Source organism: Tautonia plasticadhaerens (genome assembly GCF_007752535.1).
Taxonomy (GTDB): Bacteria; Planctomycetota; Planctomycetia; order Isosphaerales; family Isosphaeraceae; genus Tautonia; species Tautonia plasticadhaerens.
This window is the reverse complement of sequence record NZ_CP036426.1, coordinates 4521468-4546891: the sequence shown is the minus strand read 5'-3', so window position 1 is coordinate 4546891 and position 25424 is coordinate 4521468. Positions and strand designations below refer to the sequence as shown.

The 25424-nt window shown below is 73.2% G+C and carries 20 protein-coding genes; 15 read left to right on the top strand and 5 right to left on the bottom strand.

Features of this window, described 5'->3' with window-relative positions; all coding sequences use genetic code 11:
- The first annotated feature begins 6 nt into the window (after nucleotides 1–6).
- The 3 genes from ElP_RS18325 to ElP_RS18315 all read left to right on the top strand — a co-directional run bounded on the left by ElP_RS18325 (nucleotide 7) and on the right by ElP_RS18315 (nucleotide 4547).
- Nucleotides 7–594, top strand: a complete 588-nt coding sequence (locus tag ElP_RS18325; RefSeq protein WP_145271720.1) for an FHA domain-containing protein — start codon at nucleotides 7–9, stop codon at nucleotides 592–594.
- Nucleotides 558–911: an FHA domain-containing protein gene (locus ElP_RS18320; protein ID WP_145271719.1), complete on the top strand. Its 354-nt coding sequence runs from the start codon at nucleotides 558–560 to the stop codon at nucleotides 909–911. The genes ElP_RS18325 and ElP_RS18320 overlap by 37 nt, the downstream gene beginning before the upstream one ends.
- A gap of 168 nt (nucleotides 912–1079) precedes the next feature.
- Nucleotides 1080–4547 carry a WD40 repeat domain-containing serine/threonine protein kinase gene (locus ElP_RS18315; protein WP_145271717.1) on the top strand — a complete coding sequence of 1156 codons (3468 nt, stop codon included), beginning with the start codon at nucleotides 1080–1082 and terminating at the stop codon, nucleotides 4545–4547.
- A gap of 600 nt (nucleotides 4548–5147) precedes the next feature.
- Here ElP_RS18315 and ElP_RS18310 read toward each other — a convergent pair.
- Together ElP_RS18310 and ElP_RS18305 are read right to left on the bottom strand one after the other, a co-directional pair.
- Complete coding sequence (locus tag ElP_RS18310; RefSeq protein WP_145271715.1) at nucleotides 5148–6863, bottom strand: glycosyltransferase family 39 protein; 1716 nt, start codon at nucleotides 6861–6863, stop codon at nucleotides 5148–5150.
- Nucleotides 6864–7089: 226 nt separating this feature from the next.
- Entirely contained in the window at nucleotides 7090–8430 is a 1341-nt protein-coding gene (locus ElP_RS18305) for a hypothetical protein (protein ID WP_145271713.1), read from the bottom strand.
- A gap of 302 nt (nucleotides 8431–8732) precedes the next feature.
- On the opposite strand from ElP_RS18305, the gene ElP_RS18300 reads away from it, so the two are divergent.
- From ElP_RS18300 to ElP_RS18250, 11 genes are all read left to right on the top strand, one after another.
- Complete coding sequence (locus ElP_RS18300; protein WP_231749843.1) at nucleotides 8733–10037, top strand: fatty acid desaturase family protein; 1305 nt, start codon at nucleotides 8733–8735, stop codon at nucleotides 10035–10037.
- Nucleotides 10038–10139: 102 nt separating this feature from the next.
- On the top strand, nucleotides 10140–12440 hold the full coding sequence (gene mbhE / locus ElP_RS18295; protein WP_145271708.1) for a hydrogen gas-evolving membrane-bound hydrogenase subunit E: 2301 nt from the start codon (nucleotides 10140–10142) through the stop codon (nucleotides 12438–12440).
- Nucleotides 12437–12874 carry an MnhB domain-containing protein gene (locus ElP_RS18290; protein ID WP_145271706.1) on the top strand — a complete coding sequence of 146 codons (438 nt, stop codon included), beginning with the start codon at nucleotides 12437–12439 and terminating at the stop codon, nucleotides 12872–12874. The genes mbhE and ElP_RS18290 overlap by 4 nt, the downstream gene beginning before the upstream one ends.
- Nucleotides 12871–13206 carry a sodium:proton antiporter gene (locus tag ElP_RS18285; RefSeq protein ID WP_145271704.1) on the top strand — a complete coding sequence of 112 codons (336 nt, stop codon included), beginning with the start codon at nucleotides 12871–12873 and terminating at the stop codon, nucleotides 13204–13206. The genes ElP_RS18290 and ElP_RS18285 overlap by 4 nt, the downstream gene beginning before the upstream one ends.
- A 1-nt stretch (nucleotide 13207) precedes the next feature.
- Nucleotides 13208–14728, top strand: a complete 1521-nt coding sequence (locus tag ElP_RS18280; protein ID WP_145271702.1) for a complex I subunit 5 family protein — start codon at nucleotides 13208–13210, stop codon at nucleotides 14726–14728.
- Entirely contained in the window at nucleotides 14725–15276 is a 552-nt protein-coding gene (locus tag ElP_RS18275) for a Na+/H+ antiporter subunit E (RefSeq protein WP_145271700.1), read from the top strand. Before ElP_RS18280 ends, ElP_RS18275 begins: the two co-directional genes overlap by 4 nt.
- On the top strand, nucleotides 15276–15539 hold the full coding sequence (locus ElP_RS18270; protein ID WP_145271697.1) for a monovalent cation/H+ antiporter complex subunit F: 264 nt from the start codon (nucleotides 15276–15278) through the stop codon (nucleotides 15537–15539). Before ElP_RS18275 ends, ElP_RS18270 begins: the two co-directional genes overlap by 1 nt.
- Nucleotides 15536–15937, top strand: a complete 402-nt coding sequence (gene mnhG / locus ElP_RS18265) for a monovalent cation/H(+) antiporter subunit G (protein ID WP_145271695.1) — start codon at nucleotides 15536–15538, stop codon at nucleotides 15935–15937. Before ElP_RS18270 ends, mnhG begins: the two co-directional genes overlap by 4 nt.
- A gap of 123 nt (nucleotides 15938–16060) precedes the next feature.
- Nucleotides 16061–16957, top strand: coding sequence for a hydroxypyruvate isomerase family protein (locus tag ElP_RS18260; protein WP_145271693.1), 897 nt, complete (start codon nucleotides 16061–16063; stop codon nucleotides 16955–16957).
- A 993-nt stretch (nucleotides 16958–17950) separates the two neighbouring features.
- Complete coding sequence (locus ElP_RS18255; RefSeq protein WP_145271691.1) at nucleotides 17951–18928, top strand: 3'(2'),5'-bisphosphate nucleotidase; 978 nt, start codon at nucleotides 17951–17953, stop codon at nucleotides 18926–18928.
- 63 nt (nucleotides 18929–18991) lie between these two features.
- The gene (locus ElP_RS18250) at nucleotides 18992–20401 is read left to right on the top strand and encodes a sulfatase-like hydrolase/transferase (protein WP_261344369.1); all 1410 of its coding nucleotides are present in this window, start codon (nucleotides 18992–18994) and stop codon (nucleotides 20399–20401) included.
- 90 nt (nucleotides 20402–20491) lie between these two features.
- Here ElP_RS18250 and ElP_RS18245 read toward each other — a convergent pair whose 3' ends face one another.
- From ElP_RS18245 to ElP_RS18235, 3 genes are all read right to left on the bottom strand, one after another.
- Nucleotides 20492–21268 carry a hypothetical protein gene (locus tag ElP_RS18245; protein ID WP_145271689.1) on the bottom strand — a complete coding sequence of 259 codons (777 nt, stop codon included), beginning with the start codon at nucleotides 21266–21268 and terminating at the stop codon, nucleotides 20492–20494.
- Nucleotides 21268–22653 carry a TolC family protein gene (locus ElP_RS18240; protein WP_145271687.1) on the bottom strand — a complete coding sequence of 462 codons (1386 nt, stop codon included), beginning with the start codon at nucleotides 22651–22653 and terminating at the stop codon, nucleotides 21268–21270. The genes ElP_RS18245 and ElP_RS18240 overlap by 1 nt, the downstream gene beginning before the upstream one ends.
- A gap of 216 nt (nucleotides 22654–22869) precedes the next feature.
- Nucleotides 22870–24687 carry an L-lactate permease gene (locus ElP_RS18235; RefSeq protein ID WP_145271685.1) on the bottom strand — a complete coding sequence of 606 codons (1818 nt, stop codon included), beginning with the start codon at nucleotides 24685–24687 and terminating at the stop codon, nucleotides 22870–22872.
- Nucleotides 24688–24914: 227 nt separating this feature from the next.
- Between ElP_RS18235 and ElP_RS18230 the strand changes: the two genes are divergently transcribed.
- The gene (locus tag ElP_RS18230; RefSeq protein WP_315852637.1) at nucleotides 24915–25334 is read left to right on the top strand and encodes an HPF/RaiA family ribosome-associated protein; all 420 of its coding nucleotides are present in this window, start codon (nucleotides 24915–24917) and stop codon (nucleotides 25332–25334) included.
- The last annotated feature ends 90 nt before the right edge of the window (nucleotides 25335–25424 follow it).

The following is a 25424-nucleotide window of genomic DNA, read 5'->3' as shown; positions in this document are numbered from 1 at the left end:
AGTCTCATGCCCATTCGCCTGGTAGCCCTCGACGAGGGGCCCGACATCACGATCGATCGGGCCATGCTCATCGTCGGACGCCATCCCCAGTGTGACGCGCGGCTCGATTCCATCCGGGTCTCCCGCCGCCATTGCTGCATGATGCAGGACAAGGAGAATGTGGTGGTGCGCGACCTGGGCAGCACCAACGGCATCCGCATCAACGGGCAGCGGGTGGAGGAGGGGAAGCTCCGTCCGGGGGATGAGCTGTCGATCGCCCACATCCGATTCCGGATGGAGGCCGGCCACGCCGAGGAGTTGACGCTGGCCGAGACCATCCCGGCGGACCACGCCTCCCCCTCCCGGATTCTCCCGGGGAGGGGCCTGCCGCCGGTGCCCGGGCCGCTGCCCGCCCCGGAGAATCCGCTGGCGGCCGCGGTCCGGGAGCTGCTCCCGGCCGCGATGGCCGACCGATGCCGCATCCAGGTCATTGTCCAGATGCCCCAGGATGAGAGCGTCGCCTCCGGCCCCGAGCCGGATCCGGACGCCGAGGCCCAGACCCCGGAATCCGACGACCCATGCCCGCCCGACTCGTCCCTCTCAGCCCGGGGCTGACCCGGCCGATTCCCCTGGAACGGCCCGTCTTGCTGGTCGGCCGACACCTGGAGTGCGACGCCCAGATCCCCCACCCTCGCATCTCCCGGCGCCACTGCTGCGTCGTGCAGGTCGCCGATCGCCTGGTCATCCGCGACCTCGGCAGCCGGACCGGCGTCCGGGTCAACGGCGTCCCGATCGACGAGGCGGCCCTCGAGCACGGTGATGAGGTGGCCATCGGCCCGATCCTCTTCCGGCTGGAATGCCCCGACCCGGCCGCCCAGGCCGCCCGCCCGCCGTCGGTCGGCCCCCCCCCCCGGCGGACGACGGCGACCTGATGCCGCTGGACGAGCCTTGAACGACTTTTCTGAAAAGCAACCCTTGATCCGTCCGGCGTCCGGAGGCGATAATCGCCCCGGGGCCGGGATCGGCCCCGTCGCCGGCTCGCGCTCGATCCGAGGCATGCAAGCCTGATCGGATCGGGCGGCTCGACGAGGATCCGGACCATGTCCCGAGACGACACCGATACGGACCTGGATTCCGAGCCCGCCCCGGACTGGTCCTCGTCCCTGCCGACCTCGCCGATCGGCGACGAGTCGCCTCCGCGGGACCTCCACGGGCTGGTCTCCCTGCTGAAGTCGCTCGACCGGGCCGGCACGATCGGCCCCCTGGGCGCAGGGCCGGCCGGCCCGGACGGGGAGTCGACCGCCCTGCTCCTCGAGCTCGGGGAGTGCCTGAGGCAGGCGATCGGCACCTGGCCCCGCCCGAGGGACCGCGGCGAGGGGGGGCCGCGTCGGATCGGCCGGTTCGAGTTGCTGGAGGAACGCGGCCGGGGCGGCTTCGGCATCGTCTACCGGGCCTTCGACCCGCTGCTCCGGCGGGTGGTCGCCCTGAAGGTGCCGAAGGTCGAGGGCCTCGCCCTGCCCGAACTCCGTCGCCGGTTCCTCCGGGAGGCCCGGGCCGCGGGCGCCCTCGAGCACCCCAACATCGTGCCGGTCTTCGAGGCCGGCGAGGACGGGCCGCTCTGCTTCCTGGCGGCCGCCTTCGTCGACGGCCCGACCCTCTCCGCCTGGCTCCGGCAGCGGATCGATCCCCTCCCCCCGGGGGACGCGGCCGCGTTGACGGCCGAGATGGCCGAGGCGGTGCAGCATGCCCACGACCGGGGGGTCCTGCACCGCGACCTGAAGCCCGGGAACGTGCTGCTCCAGGGGGTCGACGGCGGCGGGGTGAACCCCGGGCTGCCCACCCCCCGGCTGGCCGACTTCGGCCTGGCCAAGCTGATCCGGGAGGCCGGCGAGGAGTCCAGGAGCGGCGTGCCGATGGGCTCCCCCTCGTACATGAGCCCCGAGCAGGCCGCCGGCAGGCACCGGGAGGTCGGCCCGGCGGCCGACGTCTACGGCCTGGGGGCCATCCTCTACGAGATCCTCACCGGCCGGCCGCCGTTCCGGGGCGAGTGCCAGATGGAGACCATCGCCCTGGTCCTCTCCGAGGAGCCGGTCCCCCCCCGGCTGCTCCGCCCCGGCCTGCCCCGGGACCTGGAGACGATCTGCCTGACCTGCCTGAGGAAGGAGCCGGCGCGGCGGTACGAATCGGCCTCGGCCCTGGCGGCCGACCTCCGCCGCTGGCTCGCCGGCGAGCCGATCTCGGCCCGGCCGGCCTCGGCCTCGGAGCACCTCCGCCTCTGGGCCCGACGGCGGCCGCTCCGGGCCTCGGGCCTTGCCCTGCTGGCCACCCTGGCGACGCTGGCCTTCGGCGTCCTGGTCGCCCGGGACGCCGTCCTCTCCTCCCACCGCCTGGAGCTGGAACGGATCGCCTCCCGGGAGACGCACCAGCGGGAGATCGCCGACCGCCGCTTCGGCGCCGCCCGGCTGAAGCAGGCCGACGACGCGTTGAACCGGGGGGAAGTCGAGCGGGCCATGGACATCCTCGACGACCTCCGACACCTCCAGGACGGGCCCGGCGCCGGCGGCTTCGTCCGGGACTACCTCCGGCTCCAGGCCGGCCGCGAGATCGACGCCCTCCGCGGGCACCGTCGGCGGGTGATCCAGCTGGCCGTCGATCCCCGAGAGGGCGCGGTCGCCTCGGTCGGGAAGGGGGAGACGCTGATCCTCCACCGACCCGAGGACCCGGACGCCCCGATCGAGCTGACCGGCGCGATCCGGGGCGCGACCTACCCGGTGTTCTCCCCCGACGGCCGGTTGGTGGCCTCGAACGAGACCGACGGGACGGGCGTCGATCGTCGGCTCGGCCTGGCGATGTGGGACGGCCTCACCGGGCGGTTCCTCTGCCGGTTCGCCCCCGACGAGGCCGAGGGGCCGCCCCTCGGGTTCGGCTTCCCCGCGGCCGACCTGTTCGCCGGGGCCTGGGCGGCCGTCGGGGGGGGGAAGTTCCTCCGGGTCTGGTCGGTCGTCGAACCCGAACGTCCCGTCCCGGTGGCGACGATCCCAGTCGCCGAGGACGCATGCATCGCGCTCGGGGGCCTCGTGGTGGAGGCCGCCCCCGGGCGCCTCGCCCTGCTCGACCCGAGGGACGGCCGCCCGATCCGGGCCCTCCCCGCCCCCCCCGGTCGGCCGATCGCGGTGTCGGTCTCGCTCGACGGCGGGACCCTGGCCGTGTGCGACGACCGGGGCGAGTTCAGCCTCCGGTGTGCGACGACCGGGGCGATCCTCTCCCGGGCGACCGCCGCCACCCCGCTGACGAGGCCCGTCGTTTCCGCCTGCGGCGCGGCGGCCGCGCTGGTCGACCAGGACGGGGCGGTCACCGTGCTCCGGCGGTCGGGGGGGGAGCCGCTGGTCCTCCGGGCGGCGGACCGCCGGGTCCGGGGCACCGTCGCCCGGGTCGCCCTCTCCCCCGACGGCCTCCTGCTGGCCCTGAGCTTCTGGAACACGACCGGCTACCTCGAACCGACGACGATCCGGTGCAGCCGGGTCGGCTCGGTGCTGGCGACCTATCCCGACGGGGATCGCGCGGTCAGCGACCTGGCCTTCTCGCCCGACGGCCGGAGCGTGATCATCGCCACCGGCCAGGACCTCCGGCGCTGGAAGCTCGACCCGCCGGCCGTCCCCCCCCAGCCCGCCGGGCACCTGGACGAGGCGTGGGGGGTCGCCTTCAGCCCCGACGGCCTCCTGCTCGCCACCGGGTCGGACACCCCCGACGATCCGTCGACCTTGAAGCTCTGGGACGTGGCCACCGGCCGGCTGGTCCGGGGATGGGACGCCCACGGCTGGGGGACGGTCTGCGCCCTGGCCTTCAGCCCCTGCGGGGGCCTGCTGGCCTCGGCCGGCCTGGAGGCGGGGGAGAATCTCCGGCTCTGGGACCCGGGGACGGGCGACCTGGTCGCCGATCTGGTCGGCCACGCGGACAAGGTCCGGACGGTCGCCTTCAGCCCCGACGGGTGCCTGCTCGCCTCCTCCGGCTCGGACCGGACGATCCAGGTCTGGGACGTCGGGTCCCGTCGTCGGCTGATGGTCCTGTCCGGCTCCGGCGAGACCGTGCGTCGGGTCGCCTTCGGCCCCGACGGCCGATCCCTGGCCTCCTGCGACAACGGCGGGGTGGTCCGGCTCTGGGACCTGGAGACCCGGACCGGCCGGGTCGTGCTCGACCGCTCCGACGCCTACACGACCCTGGAGTTCAGCCCCGACGGCCGCCTGCTCGCCGTGGCCGACGAGGCGGGGGCGGTCCACTTGCTCGACACGGAAACCTGGACGCGATCCGACGTGCTCCGGGGGGACGAGGGGGAGATCCTCGCCCTGGCGTTCAGCCCCGACGGCCGGGCGCTGGCCGCCGCCGGGGTCTCCCGGACCATCCGCGTCTGGGACCCGGTCGCCGGCCAGGAGGTGCTGACCCTGGAGGGGCATCAGCAGCAGGTCAATGCCCTGGCCTTCTCCCCCGACGGCCGCACCCTCGTCTCCAGCTGCCACGACGGGTCGGTCCGCCTCTGGCGATCGGCCCCCGAGTCCGACCCGTCCGGGTGACCGGCCCATCCGACCGGACGACACCAGCCCTGGCCAGTCACCCCGATTCGGATGACTGACCAGGGCTGTCTCGTGCCGACCGGTCGAAGGCCCCCACTCGATCAGGCCGTCTCCCGCTAGACCGCAACACTCATCGTCCCAAAGACCTGCCTAGTTATTAGGAAGAGTGTCGACTCACATCGGCCTAAGATCCAGTTATGACCGTCTATTCATACCGACCTAAAATTCTATTGGAACCTATTGCTGCTTATTTTCACCGGCCTGGGATTCGCGAAAAAACGACGTGACTACGCTCAGAAGCGACCTGGGGGAGTTCGCGACTCACCAGCCCTCGGTCCCCACCCCACTGAGCACGGAACCGCCCGGCTTGGGACGGGAATATTCCGCCCCGGGTGGGAAAAAAATCGGCCGGCGGGTGTTCCTGATCCGGTGGTTGCACTTCTCGGCGGCCGGCCGTCCGGGGGCTCAGCCCGGTCGGGGCCGCGGGGGGACTGCCGAGGGTGGTGCGGAACCCGAGCCCGGAGGGCCGGGGTCCCGGCGGGCGAGCCCGGCCGGAGGGGAGGCGGGGGGAGGCCGGATCAGCGGCGGGGGGAGGCCGGATCAGCGGCGACGGGCGTCCGGCCCGTCCCGGGCGACGGCCCGGGCCGGGGGGGCGACCCGGTAGACGGCGAGGTTCAGCGGCCCGGAGACCGGCCAGTGCCGGACCCGGTCGGCGGGGAAGCCGTCCCGGGCGACCTCGCCGATGAACGCCATGAGTTGCGGGAAGATGCTGTGCCCGCTGACGGCGTAGTCCCCCTCGGCCAGCCGATCGGCCAGCCGGGGGCGCTCGGCGGCCAGCGGGTCCCGGCCGACGACGAGCTCTCCCAGCTCGGGGATCGTGATCAGCTCGGCCACCACCAAATCGCCCCGGCCCCCGGCCAGGTAGCTCAGGGGGGTCGAGACGAAGTAATCCTGGGCGATGATCAGCCGGGGGCGACCGGCCGGGGCCCCCGAGTCCGACCCGGCCATGTCCGCCTCGATGACCTCGATCGCCCGGCGGTAGGGATCCCGGGCTTCGTCACGGAAGGTCCAGATCGACTCCGGGGCGTTGGCGACCGGGGAGACGACATTGGCGTAGGAGACGACCAGCAGGCCCCCGCCGATCGCCGCCGCCAGCAGGTTGGGGGCGACGGGAGGCCGGGGCCGGTCGACGGCCGGGGCCGGGGCCGGGGCGGATCGACGGCCGGGGAGCAGGGCCATGATCAGGCATCCCGAGGCCAGCGCCCCCGGCACGAGCAGCACGGTCCCGTAGCGGTCGGTCGGGCCGAGGACGGTCGCCCCGCCGAGGACGTAGAGCGACGCCAGGCCCAGGGTGGCCCCGGCGACGATCGCCAGCCGGTCCCACCGCCTCCCGATCGCCAGCCGGATGACGCCGGGCAGCAGGACCGCCAGCGCCACCGCCCAGACAAGCCTCCCATGCCGATCGGCGTCCAGCCCGAGGAGGGTGCCGTGGAAGGGGAACAGCGCGGCCAAATCGAGGTAAATCGGCGCATCCGACCACGACCAGCCCTCGAACCGGGCCCGGAGCATCTGCCTCAGGAAGGGCCTGCGGAGCAGGGCGACCGCCACCCCGAGCACCGCCACCCCCGCGGCGATCGACCAGCGTCGGAACGCCCGGCGGAGGCCACCCGGGTCGTCGGCGAACCGGCCCCGGAAGCGGACGAGGAACACCGGCACGAGGATCGGCACCAGCAGCACGTTGGTCGGGTGCACCAGCTGCCCCGCCAGCAGCGTGAGCACCAGGCCGACCCCCCTGCCCCGCAGCGCGAACCAGGCCGCGACGGCACCGACCAGCGGCGTCTGGCCGAACTCGCAACCGATCCTCGAGAACATGATCGCCTTGGGCGTCGTCGCCAGGAGGACGGCGGCCAGGGTCGCCGTCCCCCGGTCGAGCCGCCGGGCGGCGAGGAACAGCATCCCCACCGCCGCCAGGCCCGACAGCGCGACCGGAAGCCGCATGACCCAGGTCGACGGCTCGAAGGCCAGGTGCAGGGCCGCCTGGGGGAGCAGCAGGAACGGGTCGACGAGGTTCCCCGAGGTCGTGTGCATCCGGAACGACTCGCCCCGGGCCATCCGGGACGACTGCAGGCCGTAATACGACTCGTCCGCCAGGTGGACCGGGATCGCCCCCAGGCTGCTCAACCGGAACCAGCCCGCCAGCGCGAGCACCGCCAGGACGGCGCCGATCGAGGCGACCCACGCCACCCTCCGGAATGGCCCCGATGGGGCCTCGGGGGCCGTCATGTCGTCGTGCCGGGGCGGTGCGTCGTCGGTCATCGTCGCCTCCGATCCGGTCGTCGGGGGTCGGACCGGGGTTCGGGTCGGGGAAGTAGTTGAGGGGTCCGGGGGCCGGATGCCGAGCGGCATAAGCCCGAGGGTGGTCCCGACGGTTCGCCGGTCTCGCGACGTCGGCACCCCGGGGACGTGACGTGATCTGCCATCGGCCAGCGGTCGGCCCGCCTTCGGTCGAGGTCGATTCATCGCCCCGGTGTCGGCCGCCCGATCAGTTAGCCCGGATCACGTCCGAGCGGGGGACGCCGCCCTGGGGGAGGAAGTCGAGGAAGTCCAGCTCCGGGTCGGCCGGGACGAGGACGGGGTCGGAGGGGGCGAGGGTGCGGCGGAGGCCGATCAGGTTGGACCCCTCGGCGGGGGCGAAGGCGATCGGATCCAGGCCGTCGGGCTCGGTCATCACGACGCCGGGCTCGTAGGCGTCTCCCAGGGCGCCGTCGAGGTAGACCGAGCCGTCGGGCTCGATGGCGAACCGGAATCCGAGGTCCCGGAAGGCGACCGCCGGCTCGTTCCCGGTGGAGACCGCCCGGATCCGGAACGCGTCGGCCAGCAGGAAGTGCATCTCCGACTGGAGCGCCCGGAGCAGCCCCGGGCTGACGGCACCCGGACCCGCCCGGAGTTCCCCCGAGGCCGACAGCCATCCCGGGCCCGGCGCCCCCGGCCGGGGGCCCCACTCGGCCGACTCGACCACCAGCCGGGCCGGCCCGTCGAGCCGGTGCTCCGGCACCCGGCGGCCGACGAGCGTGCCCAGGTCCACGTCGATCAGCTCTCCCGAGAACGTCGCCCGCCAGTCACCGGCGCCGACCCGGGAGAGCTCCAGCTTCCCCATCACCCGGGCCGACGGGCCGACCCACTCCTCGGAGGCGAAGAGCGGGTCGAGCACCCGGGCCGGCAGCGGCAGGCCGTCGCCGGCGGTCTGGAAGGTCAGGGCGGTCGTCGGCTCCTCCCCGCTGCGGTCCCGGACGAGCTTCAGCTCGCAGCGGGTGGACGCCCCCTCGGTCGAGGCGAACTGGTAGCTCGCCGTGACGGTCGGGGAGCCGCCCTCGATCAGGAACGAGCCGCCGAGGTCGGCCAGGTCGTAGGACAGGCCGTCGCCGAGGTCCAGCGTGCAGGAGTCGGCCGAGAGGTCGACGCGCTCCCACGACTCGTCGGCCGCGGCCCGGCTGAGCAGCCCGCCGACCTGCTCCATCGCCTGCCTCGGCCCCTCGGCGGCCACCGCCAGCCCCTCGGCCCGGAGGACGAGGCGGCGGCCCTCCCGGGCGATCTTCAGGAGCCCGGCCTGGGCGACCTTGACGAAATGGGTCTCCCGCCTCGGCTCATGCTGCCAGAGGGCGAGCCCGGTGTAGACGACCTCCCCGGGCCGGGGGTAGCGGACCCCGTCGAGCGTGACCTTCAGGCCGAGCTGGCGGCCGAGCGAGGCCTCCACGTCGTGCCGGTGGCCGGGCCGGTTGACCTGCCAGGCCGTGACGGCGACGATCGCGGTCGGGGCCATCGTCGCGGCGACGATCCCCAGCGTGAACAGCACCTGGCGTTGCGGACGGGACAGGGTCAGCATCCTTGCCTCCCGGCGGGACGGCGCAACCGGCCTCCATCGGCGCGGTCCCCGACTCGCCGGCCCACTCTGCCCGAGAGCGCCGTGACCGTCAATGCCGGATCCCCGCCCCGGCCCGGCGACGGCCCGTGCGCCTCCCGACTTCGGCTCTCGACGGGGACGTCGGATGGGGCCGCCCTCGGTGACGGGCGTCCGGCACTGATTTCGCGTGACAGGCCCCCGCCGGGCAACCGGTCCCCGGCCGCCGGCCGGGATGAAACGAGATGGGACGGGATGGGATGGGACGGAGGAGCGATCGCGTGAGGATGGACGGAATGGCCTCGACGACCCCGAGGCCGGCCTTCAACGCCCCCGGGCTCCGGCGGCGAATCCGGGACCTCCGCCGGGTCGACTCCCTGAGGGGCCTGGGCTACCTGGCGATCGAATACGCCTGCCTCGCCGCCGTGATCGCCGGCGCGGTCGTGTTCGCCGAGGGGCGGGCCGGCTGGGGGCTGGCCTGGGCCTGGAACGTTCCGGTGTTCGCCTCGGCGATCGTGCTGGTGGGGGCGATCCAGCACCGCCTGGCCGGGCTCGGGCACGAGGCGTCGCACTCCTGCCTGCTGCGGGACAAGGTCGCCAACGACCTCGCGGCCGACCTGCTCTGCATGTTCCCGCTGCTCTCGACGATCCACTCCTACCGCGCCTTCCACCTGGCCCACCACCAGTACACCAACGACCCGGGCCGGGACCCGGACCTGGTGAACCTGGGGCCCGGGAAGCGATCGGGTGAGTTCCCGATGTCGAGGAGGAAGCTGCTGGTGGCGATCTACCTGGCGCCGCTGTCCTCCCCGCGTTCGTTCCTGCGCTACCAGTGGGCCTACATCGCCGTCAACGTGCTGGGGATCGGCCGGAACGTCTACGCCGAGCGGCAAGGCGAGGCCGGGCCCAGGCTCCTCCCGGCGACGAGCCTGGGGTTGGCCTACGTCTCGGGGCTGGAGGCGGTCCTCTGGGGCTCCTACCTGGTCGGGTCGATGGCCTGGCTGGTTGTCGCCGGGGCGGCCGGCCTGGTCGCCGTCCTGCTGGCGACGAGGTGTCTGCCCGTCCGGGCCTTCGCCCGCCCCCCGATCCGGCACCCCTACGGGCCGAGGACGGCCGGCGCCCTCCGGCTCTCCTATTACACGGCGGTGATCGTCCTGCTCGGCCTGCTGCTGCCGGCGACGGGGGGGAGGTCGGCGGTCTACGCGATGCTCCTCTGGTTCGTGCCGATGTCGACGACGTTCATGTATTTTATGTATCTGCGCGACGTGTATCAGCATTCCAACGCCGATGAGGGACGGCTGACCAACTCCCGGGTCTTCCGCTGCGACCCCTTCACCACCTGGGCGGTGTTCGTCTACGGCCAGGGCTACCACGTCACGCACCACCTGTTCCCGACGATCCCCCAAGACCGGCTCGGCCCCCTGCACCGGCTGCTCCGGGAGGAGCACCCGGAGTACGCCTCGCAGGTCGTCGAATGCCACGGCACCTTCGCCGACCGCCTCGGACGGCCGACGATCGTCGACGTGCTGACCGCCCCCCGCCCGGACGGCCGGCCCGGCCGGGAAGACGCCCCGGGAGCCGGTGGGGGATGAGCGGCGCCCCGGGATGACTCAGGACCCCGGGGACCCGGCATCGGGTTTGCGGACTCCCCGCCTCCGCGAGGCGTCCCTCCCGACCGAGGAAGATAGGTGGTCATGTCGGGGCTCTTGATCGCGATCATCGGGGTCCCGTTCGCGCTGGCCGCCGTCTCGGTGACCCTGCCGGGCCGATGGGCCGGCAGGCTGGCGCTGCTGGCCCCGATCGCCGTGCTGGCGATGGCCGCCCCCCTCTGGCCGAGGGTCATGGACGGCTCGACGACGACCATCGTCCCGATGCCCGGGCTGCCGGGGCTGTTCTCGCTGGATCTGAGGGTCGACCGGCTCGGCGTCTTCTTCGTCCTGCTGACCGCCGGAGTCGGCCTGGGGACGATCCAGTACGCCCGGGGATACTTCGGCGAGAGGTCCTCCGGCCTGTTCTGGGCCGCCTTGCTCGCGTTCCTCGGGGCGATGCTCGGCCTGGCGTTGTCCGATTCGCTGGTCCTCCTGTTCGTCTTCTGGGAGCTGACGACCGTCTCGTCGTTCCTGCTCATCGGCATGGACACGGATCGGGCCGAGTCGAGGCGGGGGGCGATCCAGGCGTTCCTCGTCACCGGGCTCGGCGGGCTGGCCCTGCTGGCGGGCATCGGCCTGGTCGGCGCCCGGGCGGGGACGTTCGACCTCTCCGAACTCGCGGGCCGGGCCGACGCGATCGTCGCCGACCCGATGCTCCGGGCGGCCCTGGTGCTGATGCTGGTCGGGGCGTTCTCCAAGTCGGCCCAGTTCCCCCTGCATTTCTGGCTGCCGGGGGCGATGGCGGCGCCGACGCCGGTCAGCGCCTTCCTGCACTCGGCGGCGATGGTCAAGGCGGGGATCCTGCTCATCGGTCGGCTCCTGCCGATCTTCGGGGCTTCGGACCTCTGGACGCCCACCCTGGTGGCCGTCGGCCTGACGACCTACGTGATCACCGGCTGGCTCGCGTTGCGGGCGACCGACCTGAAGGAGCTGCTCGCCTACAGCACGAGCGGCTTCCTCGGGCTGATCGTGGCCTTCTATGGCTTTGCCGGGAGGCAGGGGTCGTCGGCGGGCGAACTGCTTCATATCTTCAACCATGCGACCTACAAGGCGGCGCTGTTCTTCCTGGTCGGCTGGCTCGACGAGGCGGCGGGGACGAGGGACCTGGTCCGGCTCGGCTCGAAGCGGGTGTTGAGGCGGAGCCGGGCGGCGGCGGGGCTGTTCGCCCTGGGGACGGCGGCGATGGCGGGCCTGCCGCTGACCCTCGGGTTCGTCAGCAAGGAGGAGTTCTACGGGATCGCCCTCGGCGGGGAATTCGACCGGATCACCCCGACGATCGCGGCGGTGGCCCTCGGCAGCGCCTTGATGGTGGGGTACTCGCTGAAGGTGTTCGTCCGGGTCTTCCTCGGCGGGGAACGGCGGGAGGAGGTGGAGGGCCGCCCCCCCGAGCAACTCTCCAGGTGGCTGCTGATCGTGCCGGGGATCTTGCTGGTGGTGCAGGTCGTCGGCGGGATCGTGCCGCACTGGCTGCTCTCCCGGGTCGTCTCGCCGGGGCACGACTGGCCGGGGAGCCCGGCGGTCTGGCACCACGTCGATCCGAAGCTCTGGATGAGCCTGGTCGCGTACGGCGCCGGGGCGGTGCTGTTCCTGGGCTGGGAGTGGTCGAGGCGGGTCCCGAGCCTCCCCGGGCCGCAGTCGGCCGCCGAATGGCTGGCCGGGGCCTCGACCGCCGGGGCGAGGCGGTTCGCCGACGCGGTACAGGCGGGGGGATACCCGAGATACCTGTCGATCATCCTGCTGGCGGTCGTCGCCCTGTCTGCCGCCGAACTGCTCCGGGACGGAACGACGATGGCCGACCTGGCCGGGCCCTGGGGGCCGGACCTGGGCATGGGGGCGGCCTTCGGGGCGGTCGCGGTGGCGGGGGGCCTGCTGCTGGTGGTGATGCCGTCGAGGCTGGCGAAGGTGATCCTGCTCTCGGTCGTCGGCTTCGGCGTGATCGGCATCTTCGTGCTCTTCCGGGCGCCGGACCTGGCCCTGACGCAGATCCTGACCGACTCGATCAGCCTGATCCTGCTGCTCCTGATCCTCCGGCACCTGCCCGCGCGCCGGTCGGGCCGTCGGCCGTGGCCGAAGGTGCTGCTCCACGGGGCGGCGTCGATCGGGATCGGGCTGGTGATGGCGTCGCTCACGTGGTCGGCGGCCTCGCACCGGGCGGCCGGGACCTCCGGGGACGCCCAGCTCTTGCTGGCCGACCCCCTGGGGGGCGGGCAGAACGTGGTGAACGTCATCCTGACCGACATCCGGGGGGCGGACACGATGGGGGAGGTGGCCGTGCTGGCGATCGCCGCCCTGGGGGTGGTCGTGCTCCACCGGACCGCCCGGGTGCCGAAGGGGGGCGGCTCGTGAACTCGATCATCTTCGAGCGGGTGGCCCGGGCGGTCTTCCCCGTGGCCCTGGTCTTCGCCCTCTACCTGCTGCTGCGCGGGCACGACCGCCCCGGCGGCGGGTTCATCGCCGGGCTGGTGATGGCGGCGACGATCGTCCTGCAGGCGCTCGCCTTCGGCGGCGGGCCGACGCGGAGGACCTACGCGAGCCTGCTGCGGCCGGGACTGTGGCTCGGCCTGGCGATCGCGATGGCCGCCGGCCTGCCGATCGCCCGGGGGAGGCCGTTCCTCTCCCATTCCCACGGCGAGTTCGGGCTGCCGGTGCTGGGGACCTCGGTGAAGCTGGGGACGGCCCAGCTCTTCGACCTCGGCATCTTCCTGGTGGTGGTGGGCTCGACGGCGACGGTGCTCGCCCTGTTCGTCGACCCGGTCGGAGCGGAGGGGGAGCAGCCATGATCGGCCTGTCCGCCCTGGTCGTGGGGGTGCTGTTCTCGGCATCGGTCTACCTGATGCTCTCGGGAGACCGCCAGCAGGCGGTCTTCGGGTTCGTGGCCCTGGCGAACGCGACCAACCTCGTCGTGCTGGCGGCCTCGGGGCTGCCGGGGGGGGCGTCTCCGGCCCTGCTCGGGGAGGAGGCCTCGGGCCCCTACCCCGACCCCCTGCCCCAGGCGTTCGTGCTGACCGCGATCGTGATCGGCCTGGCGAACACCGCGTACCTGATCTACCTGACGGCCGCCGCCGACCGGGGGCCGGGGGCGGACCGGGCCGAGAGATCGGAGTCGGACTGACGTGAACAACATCGTCTGCGTCCCCGTCGTGCTCCCCCTGGCCGCCTCGGTCGTGCTCCTCGCCCTGGGGGATCGCCCGGCGTTGAAGCGGTCGATCGCCCTCGCCGTCGGGGCGGCCCTGCTGGCGTTGGCCGGGCGGATGGCCTGGCGGTCGGCCTGGAACGAGGAGATCCTGGTCCTGGAGCTGGGGGGCTGGTCGGCCCGGCTCGGGATCGTCTGGATCGTCGACGCGACGGCGTCGATCATGCTTCTGCTGGCCGCCTCGGTCGGCCTGGGCGTCCTGCTGGCCGGGCCGGGGACGATTCGGGGCCCCCGGGAGTCGGACTCGATCGAGGCCCTGCACTTCTTCCTGATGGCCGGGGTGAACGGGTGTTTCGTCACGGGGGACCTGTTCAACCTGTTCGTCTTCTTCGAGGTCTTCCTGATGGCCTCGTACGTCCAGATCGCCCTGGGGGCGAGGCCGAGGCAGTTCGAACGGGCATTTCCCTACGTGATCATCAATTTCGTCGCCGGGCTGCTGATGCTGGCGGGGATCGGGGTGGTCTACGCCTCGGCGGGTACGGTGAACCTGGCGGAACTCTCGGAGGTCGTCTCCCGGGGCGGCCTGCCCCCCGCTTTCCGGGGCGGGGTCGCGGTCGTGCTGGCCGTCTTCGCGACCAAGGCGGCCCTGGTGCCGTTGTTCTTCTGGCTGCCCGACTCGTATCCCGAGGCCCCGATCCCGATCAGTGCCCTGTTCGCCGGGCTGATGACCGAGGTCGGCGCCTACGCCCTGTTCCGGACCCTGCCAATCCTGGGAGGTCCCGAGGCGGACGACCTGCGGTCGATCCTGGTCGCCGTCTCGGCCCTGACGATGGTGGTGGGAGGGATCGGGGCCCTCGGCAGGCCGACGATCCGGGGGGTGCTGGCGTTCCTGCACGTCGGCCAGGTGGGCTACCTGACCCTCGGCCTGGGATTGGGGTCGACGCTCGGCGTGGCGGGGGGACTCTACCTGATCGTCCACGACGGGCTCGCCATGGCCGCGATCTTCCTGGCCGGGGGGATCGCCGAGCGGGTCGGCGGGACCGGGAGGCTGGGGGCGGCCCGGGGGCTGGGTCTGTCGCACCGCTGGGCCTCGGCGGCGTTCCTGGTCCCGGCATTGGCGCTGATCGGGATGCCGCCGCTGAGCGGGTTCTGGGGGAAGCTGCTGATCATCGTCGCCGGCTTCCGGGAGGGGGCCTGGCTGGCGACCGGCGTGGCCGTGGCCGCCAGCCTGCTGACGCTGGCCGCGCTGCTCCGGGTCTGGAACGCGGTCTACTGGGGGGAGCCGGGGGGGCAGGCCCGGCCGGACCTCGGCCGGGAGGCCGGGCCGCTGGCCGGTTCGATCGGCCTGGGGGCGTTGACGGTCGTGCTCGGACTGGCCGTGGTGCCGCTGGTCGGCCGCTGCGACCGGGCCGCGGTGCAGCTCCTGGACCGCTCCACCTACGAGGACGCGGTCCTGGGCGCCGAAGCGGGGCCGTCGGCGGTCGCGGGGGTGTCGCCATGAGCGTCGTCATGTGGGGCGTCTTCCTGTCGCTGGTCTGGATGCTCCTGTTCGGTCGGCTGACCCTGGCCTCGGCGCTGACGGGCCTGGCGGTCGGGTTGCTGGTGTCGGGCTTCGCCCGGTGGACGATCGCCCAGGACGGCCGGGAGGTCGGCAGCCGTCGGTCGGTCTCGTTCCCGAATCCTGCCCGGCTCGCCCGGGGCTCGATCGCGGCCGTCCGGCTGCTCGGGTTCTTCCTCGTCGAGCTGACCAAGGCGAACCTGCAACTGTCCCGGGACGTGCTCCGGCCCCGGCCCGACTTCCGGCCGGCGCTGCTGGCCCTCGACGTGCCGGACCTGAGGCCGGGGGAGGTGGTGCTCCTGGCGGCGATGATCTCGCTGACGCCGGGGACCATCTCCGTCGACGTGGAGCGGGACGCGTCGACCCTGTACGTCCACAGCATCTATGCCGGGGACCCGGAGGGACTGAGGGCCGGGCTCCGGGAGTTCGCCGACCGGATCGTCGCGGTCCGAGGAGAGCGGCGGTCGCATCGCGGATCGGGGGTGGGCTGATGGAGGTGGTCGTCCTCGGGGCGCTGGGGGTGGTGGGACTCGGCCTGGCGTGCTGCCTGTACCGGATCGTCCGGGGCCCCTCGGCGTTCGACCGGGTGCTGGCCTTCGACGCGGCGGCCCTGAACGTGGTGGGGGCGATCCTGCTGGACTCGATCCTGATCCGGAGCGGGGCGTTCCTGGACGTCGTGCTGGTGGTGACGCTGCTGGGGTTCCTGGGCACGATCGCGTTGACGGCGTTCCTAGAGGGGAGGCTCGGCGAGTGAGCGACGCGGTGATCATCGTGGCCGTGGTGCTGGGGTCGGCCTTCATGTTCCTGGGGGCGCTGGGGCTGGCGCGGCTGCCCGACTTCTACCACCGGATCCACCCGCCGACGAAGACGACCACCTTCGGCCTGGCCTTCCTGCTGGTCGGCGTGGCGGTGGCGGTGCCCCGGGTGGACGTGATCACCAAGGCCTGCCTGGCCGTGCTGTTCATCGCGATGACGGCGCCGGTGTCGTCGCACCTGCTGATCCGGGCGGCCTACCGCCGGGGGGTGCCGTCGGGAACGCCGCCGGTCCCGGACGAGTATCGGGACGCCTGCGACCGGCACGGCGGCGGCCCCGAACCGGGGGCGGAGCCCGGCGAGGGCCCGACGCGCCCGTCGGGCCCCTCGCCCACCTGACCGGGTCGGTCCGTTGCGGGTCCGCGGGGGTCGGCCCCATACTGGGGGCGAACCGGGAGGCCGCCGCGGGGTCGCGGGACGGCCCGCCCGGCCGCACCCGACCGCAGCCACGGAGCGCCCGCCATGCCCCGCCGAGACGACCTCGACCGGCCCGAGCTGACTCGAAGGACCCTGCTCCGCTCGACCGCCGCCGCCGCGGCCGTCGGTGTCCTCGCCCCGGCCGGGCCGGCCCGGGCCGGGGGCCCGCCCCAGGGGACGGCCGTGACGAAGGGCCGCGTCCGGCAGTCGGCCTGCCGCTGGTGCTACGGCTCGATCCCGATCGACGAGCTGGCCGGGGCCGCGAAGCGGATGGGGCTGGTCGGCATCGACCTGCTCAGGCCCGAGGACTTCGAGGCGGTCAAGGCCCACGGCCTGATCTGCACGATGACCTCGACCCACGACCTGGCCCGCGGCCTCAACGACCCCGCCAACCACGACGACTGCCTGGCCGCCATCAACGCGGCGATCGAGGCCACGGCGAAGGAGGGCTGGCGGAACGTCATCACCTTCTCCGGCAACCGCAATGGCCTGGACGACCGGACCGGCCTGGAGCACTGCGCGAAGGCCCTCCGGGAGGTCGTCCCGGTGGCCGAGCAGGCCGGCGTGGTGATCAACATGGAGTTGCTGAACAGCAAGGTCGACCACCCCGACTACATGTGCGACACCTCGGCCTGGGGGGTCGAGCTGGTCAAGCGGGTCGGGTCGGACCACTTCAAGCTCCTGTACGACATCTACCACATGCAGATCATGGAGGGGGACATCATCCGGACGATCGAGCGGGACCACCCCCACTTCGGCCACTACCACACCGGCGGCAACCCCGGCCGCCACGAGCTGGACGAGACCCAGGAGCTGTTCTATCCCGCCATCTGCCGGGCGATCGTCGACACCGGCTTCGACGGCTTCCTCGCCCAGGAGTTCATCCCCACCCGGGACCCCCTCACCAGCCTGGCCGAGGCCGTGACCCTCTGCGACGTCTGACGGGCCGACGGCCCCCGGATCGCGGGCGGTGCGCCACCGGATTGCCCCGGGCACCGCGAGTAACCATTCGCCAGGTCACGACTTCGGCGATCGGGCTCGGGTCCGTTTCGGGAGGAGATGCCCGGCGGCTCGGGTCTGATTCGCCGCCGCCGGGCCGTCGTCTCCTGGGCGGCCCGGCCCGGGCCTGGCCCGGCTCCCGGGGGAGCGTGGAGGGCCCGAGTCGCGGGGCGGCCGGGACGGCGGCGAAGGGGGGCCGGTGCGCACGCCGTGAGCCCCGGTGTCGTGCCGAAACGTGTTTTCCCGGAAGAGATTGGAGCACTTGGCCCTGGATCGTTTCGGTGACGGAGGTCGGGCGATCGGGTTGTTTGCGTCACGATGGCCGGGTCGGGGATCGGGCCGAGCCGGGGCGCCGCCGATCGCCGGGCGGTGCGCCCCGCGTGCGCCCCTCGATTCGTGCGTAACCTCATGGAAAATCGAGGGTTGCTGAATATGCGTCCGGTTCGTTTCGGGAGCCCGGGGCGGTGACCTCGGCGAAGGTTCGCCGCAACCCCCTCCCGCGCCATGACGAGGCCCCGTCTCCCCGGCCCGGTGGGACGGGGGATTGGGCGGGCTCGTCGAGAGCAATCGGCGGAAGCGATGGGCAACGGGGAGGCTCCGCGCAGGGGGGATCCGGCGGGGCCGGCGACCGGCCCCTCGACCTCATCATCGTGGGAAGGGGCGGATTTAAGCACAAATTCCCCGGGACCGGCCGAGGGGGGCCGATCGGGGGCCGTCGAGCCTCTACACATTCATGCACGCATGATTGGTTATAGGTGATTGCGGTAGGGACCGGCGGGGGTGCCACCGGGCGGTTCGCCACCTGGTCGCGGCGATCGCCGGGACCGGTGGGCGTGCCCCCGGCGACACCGCGGCTTGTCCGACGGCCCGAGGTCGGCTAGTTTGGGCGGCCGTCCCCAGGAGTCTCGCCCCCTGTCCCGATTGGACCGAAGCGTCGTGAGCCATCCCTTCGATCGAGAGCGGGAGGTCGCCTCCCGGGCCGTCCGGGAGGCCGCCCGGATCTGCCGGGCCGTGCGGGGCAAGCACGGCCCCGACCCGGTGGCCAAGGGCGACAAGAGCCCCGTCACCGTGGCCGACTTCGGCAGCCAGGCGCTGATCTGCGCCACCCTCGCCGCCGCCTTCCCCGGCGACCCGATCATGGCCGAGGAGGACGCGGCCGAACTCCGCAAGCCCGAGCACGCCGGGGTCCGAGACCGGGTGGCCGCCGAGGTCGCGGCGATCCGGGCCGGGACCGACGCCGAGACCGCCCTCGGCTGGATCGACCTGGGGGACCTCGACCGCTTCGAGCCCCGGTTCTGGACGCTCGACCCGATCGACGGCACCAAGGGGTTCCTCCGGGGGGAACAGTACGCCATCGCCCTGGCCCTGATCGTCGAGGGGCGGGTGGAAGTGGCCGCGCTGGCCTGCCCGAACCTGGAGGTCTCCCGGTTGGCCTCCGGGCCGGTCGGCGCCGTCTTCCTGGCCGTCCGGGGCCGGGGGGCGACGGTCTGCCCGCTGGACGGCGACGACGTCGAGCGGCCGATCACCGTCTCGGACCGGGACGACCCGACCCGGGCGAGGCTCTGCGAGTCGGTCGAGTCGGGCCATAGCGCCCACAACGAGTCGGCCGCCGTGGCCGCCCGGCTGGGGGTGACCGAGCCCCCCGTACGGCTCGACAGCCAGGCCAAGTACGCCACGGTCGCCTCCGGGCTGGCCGACGTCTACCTCCGCCTGCCGACCCGGGCCGATTACCGGGAGCGGATCTGGGACCACGCCGCCGGGGCGCTGATCGTGGCCGAGGCGGGCGGCACCGTCACCGACGTCGACGGCAAGCCGCTGGACTTCACCCTCGGCTCCACCCTGGCCTCCAACCGGGGCGTCGTCGCCACCAACGGCCGGCTCCACCCGCGGGTGATCGAGGCCCTCCGGGGCTGAGCGAGGCCCGGCCGCCGCCCACCCCGTCCCGCCGATCCCGACGCCGATCGATCGAGGCCGACCATGCGAATCTCCCGGGGCCTGCTCGCCTGTTTCGCCCTGCCGAGCCTGCTCGCGATGGGGGCGATCGGCCTGTCCGGGCTCCGGGCCCGGGGCGAGGCCGAGCGGCCCAACGTGCTGGTCATCCTGGTCGACGACCTCGGCTTCGGGGACCTCTCCTGCTACGGCGCCCCGGACCTCCGGACGCCGAACATCGACGCCCTGGTCGCCTCCGGCCTCCGCTTCGAGGACGCCTACGCCAATTGCCCGGTCTGCTCGCCGACGAGGGCCGCCCTGCTCTCGGGCCGGTATCCGGACGAGGTCGGCGTGCCGGGCGTCATCCGGACCGACCCCCGGGACAACTGGGGGTTCCTCGACCCCGGGGCCCCCCTGCTCCCCGGGCTGCTGAAGGGGGCCGGGTACCACTCGGCGATCGTCGGCAAGTGGCACCTCGGCCTCCGGTCGCCCAACACGCCGCTCGAGCGCGGGTTCGACGAGTTCCGCGGCTTCCTCGGCGACATGATGGACGACTACGAGGACCATCGCCGCCACGGCCGGAACTACATGAGGCACGGGGCCGAGGAGGTCGACCCCGAGGGGCACGCCACCGACCTCTTCAGCCGGTGGGCGGTCGAGTACCTCGACTCCCGCAAGGGCCGGCCCGAGCCCTTCTTCCTCTACCTCGCCTACAACGCCCCGCACACGCCGATCCAGCCCCCCGAGGCGTGGGTCGATCGCGTCAAGGCCCGGGAGCCGGGGATCGACGAGGGCCGGGCGAAGCTCGTCGCCCTGATCGAGCACCTGGACGACGGCGTCGGCCGGATCCTCCGCGCCCTGGAGGAGAACGGCCAGCGGGGGGAGACCCTGGTGGTCTTCGCCAGCGACAACGGCGGCCAGCGCTCGGTCGGCGCCCGGGTCGGCCCCTATCGGGGGGGCAAGGGGGACATGTACGAGGGGGGCCTCCGCGTGCCGATGGCCGCGAGCTGGCCGGGGAAGGTCGAGGCCGGGTCGAGCACCGGGCGGGTCGTCCTGTCGATGGATCTGCTGCCGACGATCTGCGAGCTGGCCGGGGTCGAGGTCCCCGGGGAGGTCGACGGGACGTCCCTGGTGCCGACGCTGCTCGGCCGGGATCGGGAAGGGGACGACGAGCGTCCCCTGTTCTGGGTCCGTCGGGAAGGGGGCCCGCGTTACCTGGGCCGGGAATCCTACGCGGCGAGGCACGGGCCCTGGAAGCTCGTCCAGGACCAGCCGTTCGAGCCGTTCCGGCTCTACAACCTCGACGACGACCCGATGGAGCGGCGGGACGTCTCCGCCGAGCACCGGCCGATCGCCGCGGCCCTCTCCCGGGCGCTGATGCGGCACGTCCAGGAGGCGGCGCGGGTCCCCTGGCAGCGGCCGGCCGGGGGCGAAGACGAGGAGGTCGAGGGCCGATGAGGGGCGATCCCGGCCGCACCGACGGCGGGCGGATCCGGGCCATCCCGTCGGGACCGGTCGCCGGGCCGTCCCCGCCCGACGTCGGCCGGATCAGGGCGTGAACATCAGCCCGCCCCCGCCTTCGCTCCCCGTGGCATCGAGCTTCACGATCGAGAGGACGAGCAGGGTGAACCGGGTGAGCCCGCCGACCCCGTCGGGCGTGACCCAGGCGTAGGTGTCGCCGTGGCGGCCGACGTAGCAGGCGTCCTTGGGCACGTCCTTCTTGGTGCCGATGCGGAACCAACCCCTCGGGATCTCCCCCTCGAAGGCGATGTCCATGGACAGCGCGTCCGACCGGGTCTCGGGGTCGAAGTCCCCCGGCTCCCGGTCGTCTCCCGAACCCGATCGGTTCGACCGGGCCCGCTTGGCCTCGGCGATGAAGTTCGGCTCGGGCAGCGGCGGCAGGCCGAGCACCCGGCGATAGGCCGTCTGCAGGGAATAGAGCTGGACCGGGTCGCCGACGGCGTCGGTCCCCCATTGCAGCGCGACCTTCCTCGACCCCTGAGGGCCGTAGGTCTCGATGCCCAGCCCGCCCCCCTCGAAGGTCGAGAAGCCGCCCCCCTGCTGGCCGATCCCCAGGCTGTCGCTGATCTGCACCGTCCCGTCCCGGACCCGGACGTGCCAGGGCAGCGTCTCCGGCTCGGCGGCGAACATGGCGACGTTGTTCAGGACCATCCGGAAGACGATCTCCTGGAAGCTGTTGGCCGTCAGGACGGTGCTCACGGTCAACTGCCGGTGGGCGCAGCCGACCAGGGCCAGGAGCAAGGCCAGGGCCGAGACGGCCACCGCCCGGGGGCGACGGCGGGGACTCCGGGGCGCGTCGGCCATCAGCCCGAGCCCCCCGGCAGCAGCGACCCGACCGGGGCCCCCCCCCCGGGGGGGGAATTCGGGATTCCCCCCCCGGGGGGCCGAGGCGTGCCCCCCTCGACGCTCCCCTCCTCGACCAGCAGCATGCCGACGATCGCCGTCTCCGCGTTGCGGAGCTCCTCGATTTGCCGGAGGTACTTGATGGTCGCGTCGGCATAGGCGCCGAGCGACGACTGGACGCGGGAGTAGCTGGCGTCCTCGTCCCGGAAGCTCCCCGAGTACAGCTCGAAGGCCCGCAGGGCATTGGGGATGATCCGGTCCCGGAATCGTCGGACGTTGGACTGGCTCGTCTGCACCTGGTTGTAACGCCGGGCGAGCCGCTGCTCGATCGACAGGCGGATCCGGTCCAGGTCGCGGCGGACGTCGACCAGGGCGTGACGGGCGGTGACGATGTTCCCCTGGTTGCGGTCCCACAGGGGCAGGTCGACGTAGACCCGGACGATCCCGAGCGTGTCGTGGCTGTCCGGGTCGTGGGCGGCGCCCCCCCGGAGGATCAGGTCGGGGATGGGCTCGACCTCCTGGCGTCTCAGGCGATAGCCGGCCCGCACGACGTTCAGCTCGGCGACCTTCACCTCCGGGCTCTCGACCAGCAGCCGGGCGAGGGTCGGCTCCCAGGAGAAGGGGATCGCGTCCCGCTCCAGGTCGCCCTCGAGCCGGGCCGGGGGCATCCCCGGGCGGCCGAGGAAGGCGGCGAACTCGCGCCAGGTGTTGAGCGAACGGTTACGGATCTGGTCCAGGTCGATGCGGTGCTGCTCGGCGTCGTTCTCGGCCAGCAGCAGGTCGGCTTCCGAGGCGTGGCCCGTCTCGACCTTCTCCCGGACGAGGAGGACGACCTCCTCGGCCATCGAGACCAGGTCCCGGCGGAGCTGCACCTCTCCCTGCGCGGCCAGGGTCTGCCAGAACCGCAAGCGGACGCCGTTGACGACCCGCTGCCGCTGCGCCGCCAGGGCCCAGCGGGCGGCCTCGACGTCGACCTCGTACCCCCGTCGACTGATCCGGAGCTTCCCCCCGGTGACGACCTGCTGCTGGAGGAAGCCGCCCTGCGTGCCGATCGTGCCCCCGGCCCCGATGCTCTGCGAGTTCCAGGCGAAGAAGGGGTTCGGCGGGCGTCCCGCCTGGTCGGCATTGCCGAGGGACTGCCCGATCCGTTCGGCCGCCTGGGCGACCGTCGGGTTGTGCTCGAGCGCGATCCGTTCCAGGTCGGCCAGCCCCATCGACGAGCCCGGGGGGGCGTCCGGGCCGGGGCCGATCCGGGTGCTCGCCTCCATCGGCCGGGCGTCGGGCAGCGGCGGCGGGACCGGCGGCACGGCCTGGAAGGCGATCGCGACCAGCCAGAGCATCGTCATCGCGTCCCCCTCGGCCCGCCTCGGCGCCGGTGCCCGGCCCGGATCCGTCCCCTCGGCCCGATCCGGGGGGACCGGCGACCCGGGAGACTGTTTCGGACGGCGGGGCCCTGCGGCCTGAGCCGATCCGGGGGATTGCGACGATGCTGCGATCCCGGGGCGGCCCCGGGCCGGGGGCGAGGAGCCTCGGGCCGGGTCGCCCGGGATCGGGCCGGGCGGTCAGCCGGGGTCCGTGGGGGAGGAAGCGGGCGCTTGGGGGGCGGGCTGCGGCACCACGCCGGGCAGGACGTGGGCGTAGAGCCAGACGATCGCCCCGACGATCATCGCCAGGGCCAGGCTGTGGACCAGCACCGCCCGGAGGATCCGGCCCTCCTGGCCGTGCTCGCCGGTGGCCGCCGCGGCGACGACGATCGACTGGGCGTCCACCATCTTGCCCATCACGCCGCCGGTCGAGTTGGCCGAGGCCATCAGGATCGGGTCCAGCCCCAGCTTCTCGGCCGTGATCCGCTGGAGGTTGCCGAACAGGACGTTGCTCGCCGTGTCCGAGCCGGTCAGCGCCACGCCGAGCCAGCCGAGCAACGTGCCGAAGATCGGGTAGAGCATCGGACCGGTCCGGGTGAAGGCCAGGCCGAGCACGGCGTCCATCCCCGAGAGCTTGGTCACGAATCCCAGGGCGAGCATGCAGAGGATCGCCGCCGCCGCCCATCGGAGGCTGTACGCCGTCTTGCCGAAGATCCGGAGCATGTCCCGGGCGCCCAGCCCGAGCAGCGCCCCGCTGAGGATCGCGGCGAGGAAGATGCCGGTGCCGGTCGAGGCGACCGGGGCGACGTCCAGCGTCACCTTCTCGAAGTCGGAGGCGATCGGCTCGGCCCGGCCGGTGACCGCCTCCCCCTTGGCGACCCGGGAGACGAAGGCCGCCCCCGACCGGGACGCGGAGTCGAGCACCGGGGCGGGCCAGCCGAGCGTGGTCGAGGCGTCGGCCAGGGGGGCGTGCAGCCGGGGCATCGGCGGGTTGAAGGAGGTGGCCGACTCCATCGCCCCCTTGATCGCCGGCACCCCCCAGAGGATGACCAGGGCCGTCAGCAGGCCGAAGGGCATCCAGGCCCGGGCGACCCGGCCGGGGGTCAGCTTGCCGGACGGGTCCAGGTCGACCGAGTCGGTGCCCCCCTCGGCCCCGGCCCCGGTCTCGGCCCGCTCCTCGGGGAACCGCCACTCCTGCCTGGGCCTCCAGACCTTCAGCAGGACGACGCCCGCCGCCAGGCTGGCGATCGAGGAGATGATGTCCACCAGCTCGTAGCCGACGAAGTTCGACCAGGCGAACTGCGCCGCCGCGAACGACCCTCCCATCGTCAGCAGGGCGGGCCAGACGGCCAAGGTCTCCCGCCATCCCACCATCATCCGCACCAGCCAGCAGGGGACGACCAGCGAGAGCAGCGGCAGGATCCGGCCGGCGGTGGCGCTGAGCAATTCGGGGTCCAGGCCCGTCACCTCCCCCAGGGCCCGGATCGGCGTCCCGATGGCGCCCCAGGCGACGGGGGCGGTGTTGGCCACCAGGCAGAGGATCGCCGCCTGCAGGGGGCGGAACCCCAGCCCGACGAGGAAGGCCGCCGAGATGGCCACCGGGGCCCCGAAGCCGGCCGCCCCCTCGATGAAGGCGCCGAAGGAGAAGGCGACCAGGATCGCCTGGATCCGCCGGTCCCCCGAGAGCCCGGCGACGGAGGCCTTCATGACCTCGAACTGGCCGGTGTCGACGGCGATGTTGTAGAGGAAGACGGCCGCGGCGATCAGCCAGACGATCCGGAACAGGGCGAAGACCATGCCGACGCCGGCGCCGGCCAGGACCATGTCGGCGGGCATCCCGAAGACCAGGACGGCGGTCGCCATGGCCGAGACCAGCCCGGCCAGGGCCGCCTGCCAGGCCGTCGCCCGGCCCGAGCCGAGCAGGCCGAGCAGGGCCAGCACCGGCACGGCCGCGGCCAGGGTGGAGAGCGGCCAGGAGCCGATCGGGTCGTAGTCCTGGATCCAGACGTTCCCCATCGACGTCCCCCCTGCCCCGGGCGATCGGCCCGGGCGGCCGGCCGGCCCTTTCCCCCCGCCGTCGCGGGCCGCCCCGCGTGCGTTAAGGTGAGCCGGAGCATACGGGATCGGTCCGGGGGGCGACAGCCCCCGCCCCCGGGTCGGCCGGGCCCCCCCGGTCGCCCCCCCGGGGCCGCAGCACCCTTGACCACCCGGGCCCGATCCGGTTACTTTTGGTACGCGCCCGGGTGGTCCAGCGAGACGGGCATGCCGGAAGGAGCAGTCGGGTGCACATCGAAATTTCGAGCCGCCATGGTCTGAGTCTCGACCCCTCTCAGCAAGCGTACGTGCAAGAAAAGGCCGAAAAGCTGCTCAAGTACTTCAATCGCCTCATGGAGATCGAGGTTGTCGTCGATCATCAGAAGAGCGGTTGGTGGATGGAGATGGTGGTCTCGGCCGAGCACAAGCACGATTTCGTGGCCCGGGGGGACGCCCCGGGGCTGGAGGCGGTGACGGACCAGGTGGTCCACATGATCGAGCAGCAGATCCGCCGCTACAAGGGACGGATCCAGGACCACCGCGACGAGGTCCCCCAGGGGGGCACCTCCCCGACGCGGCCGGACCTGCCCGAACCCCCGGGATCGGATGAGCCGCCGCCGGCCGGCTAGCCAGTCCGGCTGGCCGGGGGTCGGCCGCCCCGGGAATCGGGGCTCGGGTCGAGGCGCCATGATTCCGTGGCCATCGCAGGCCGGTGTCGC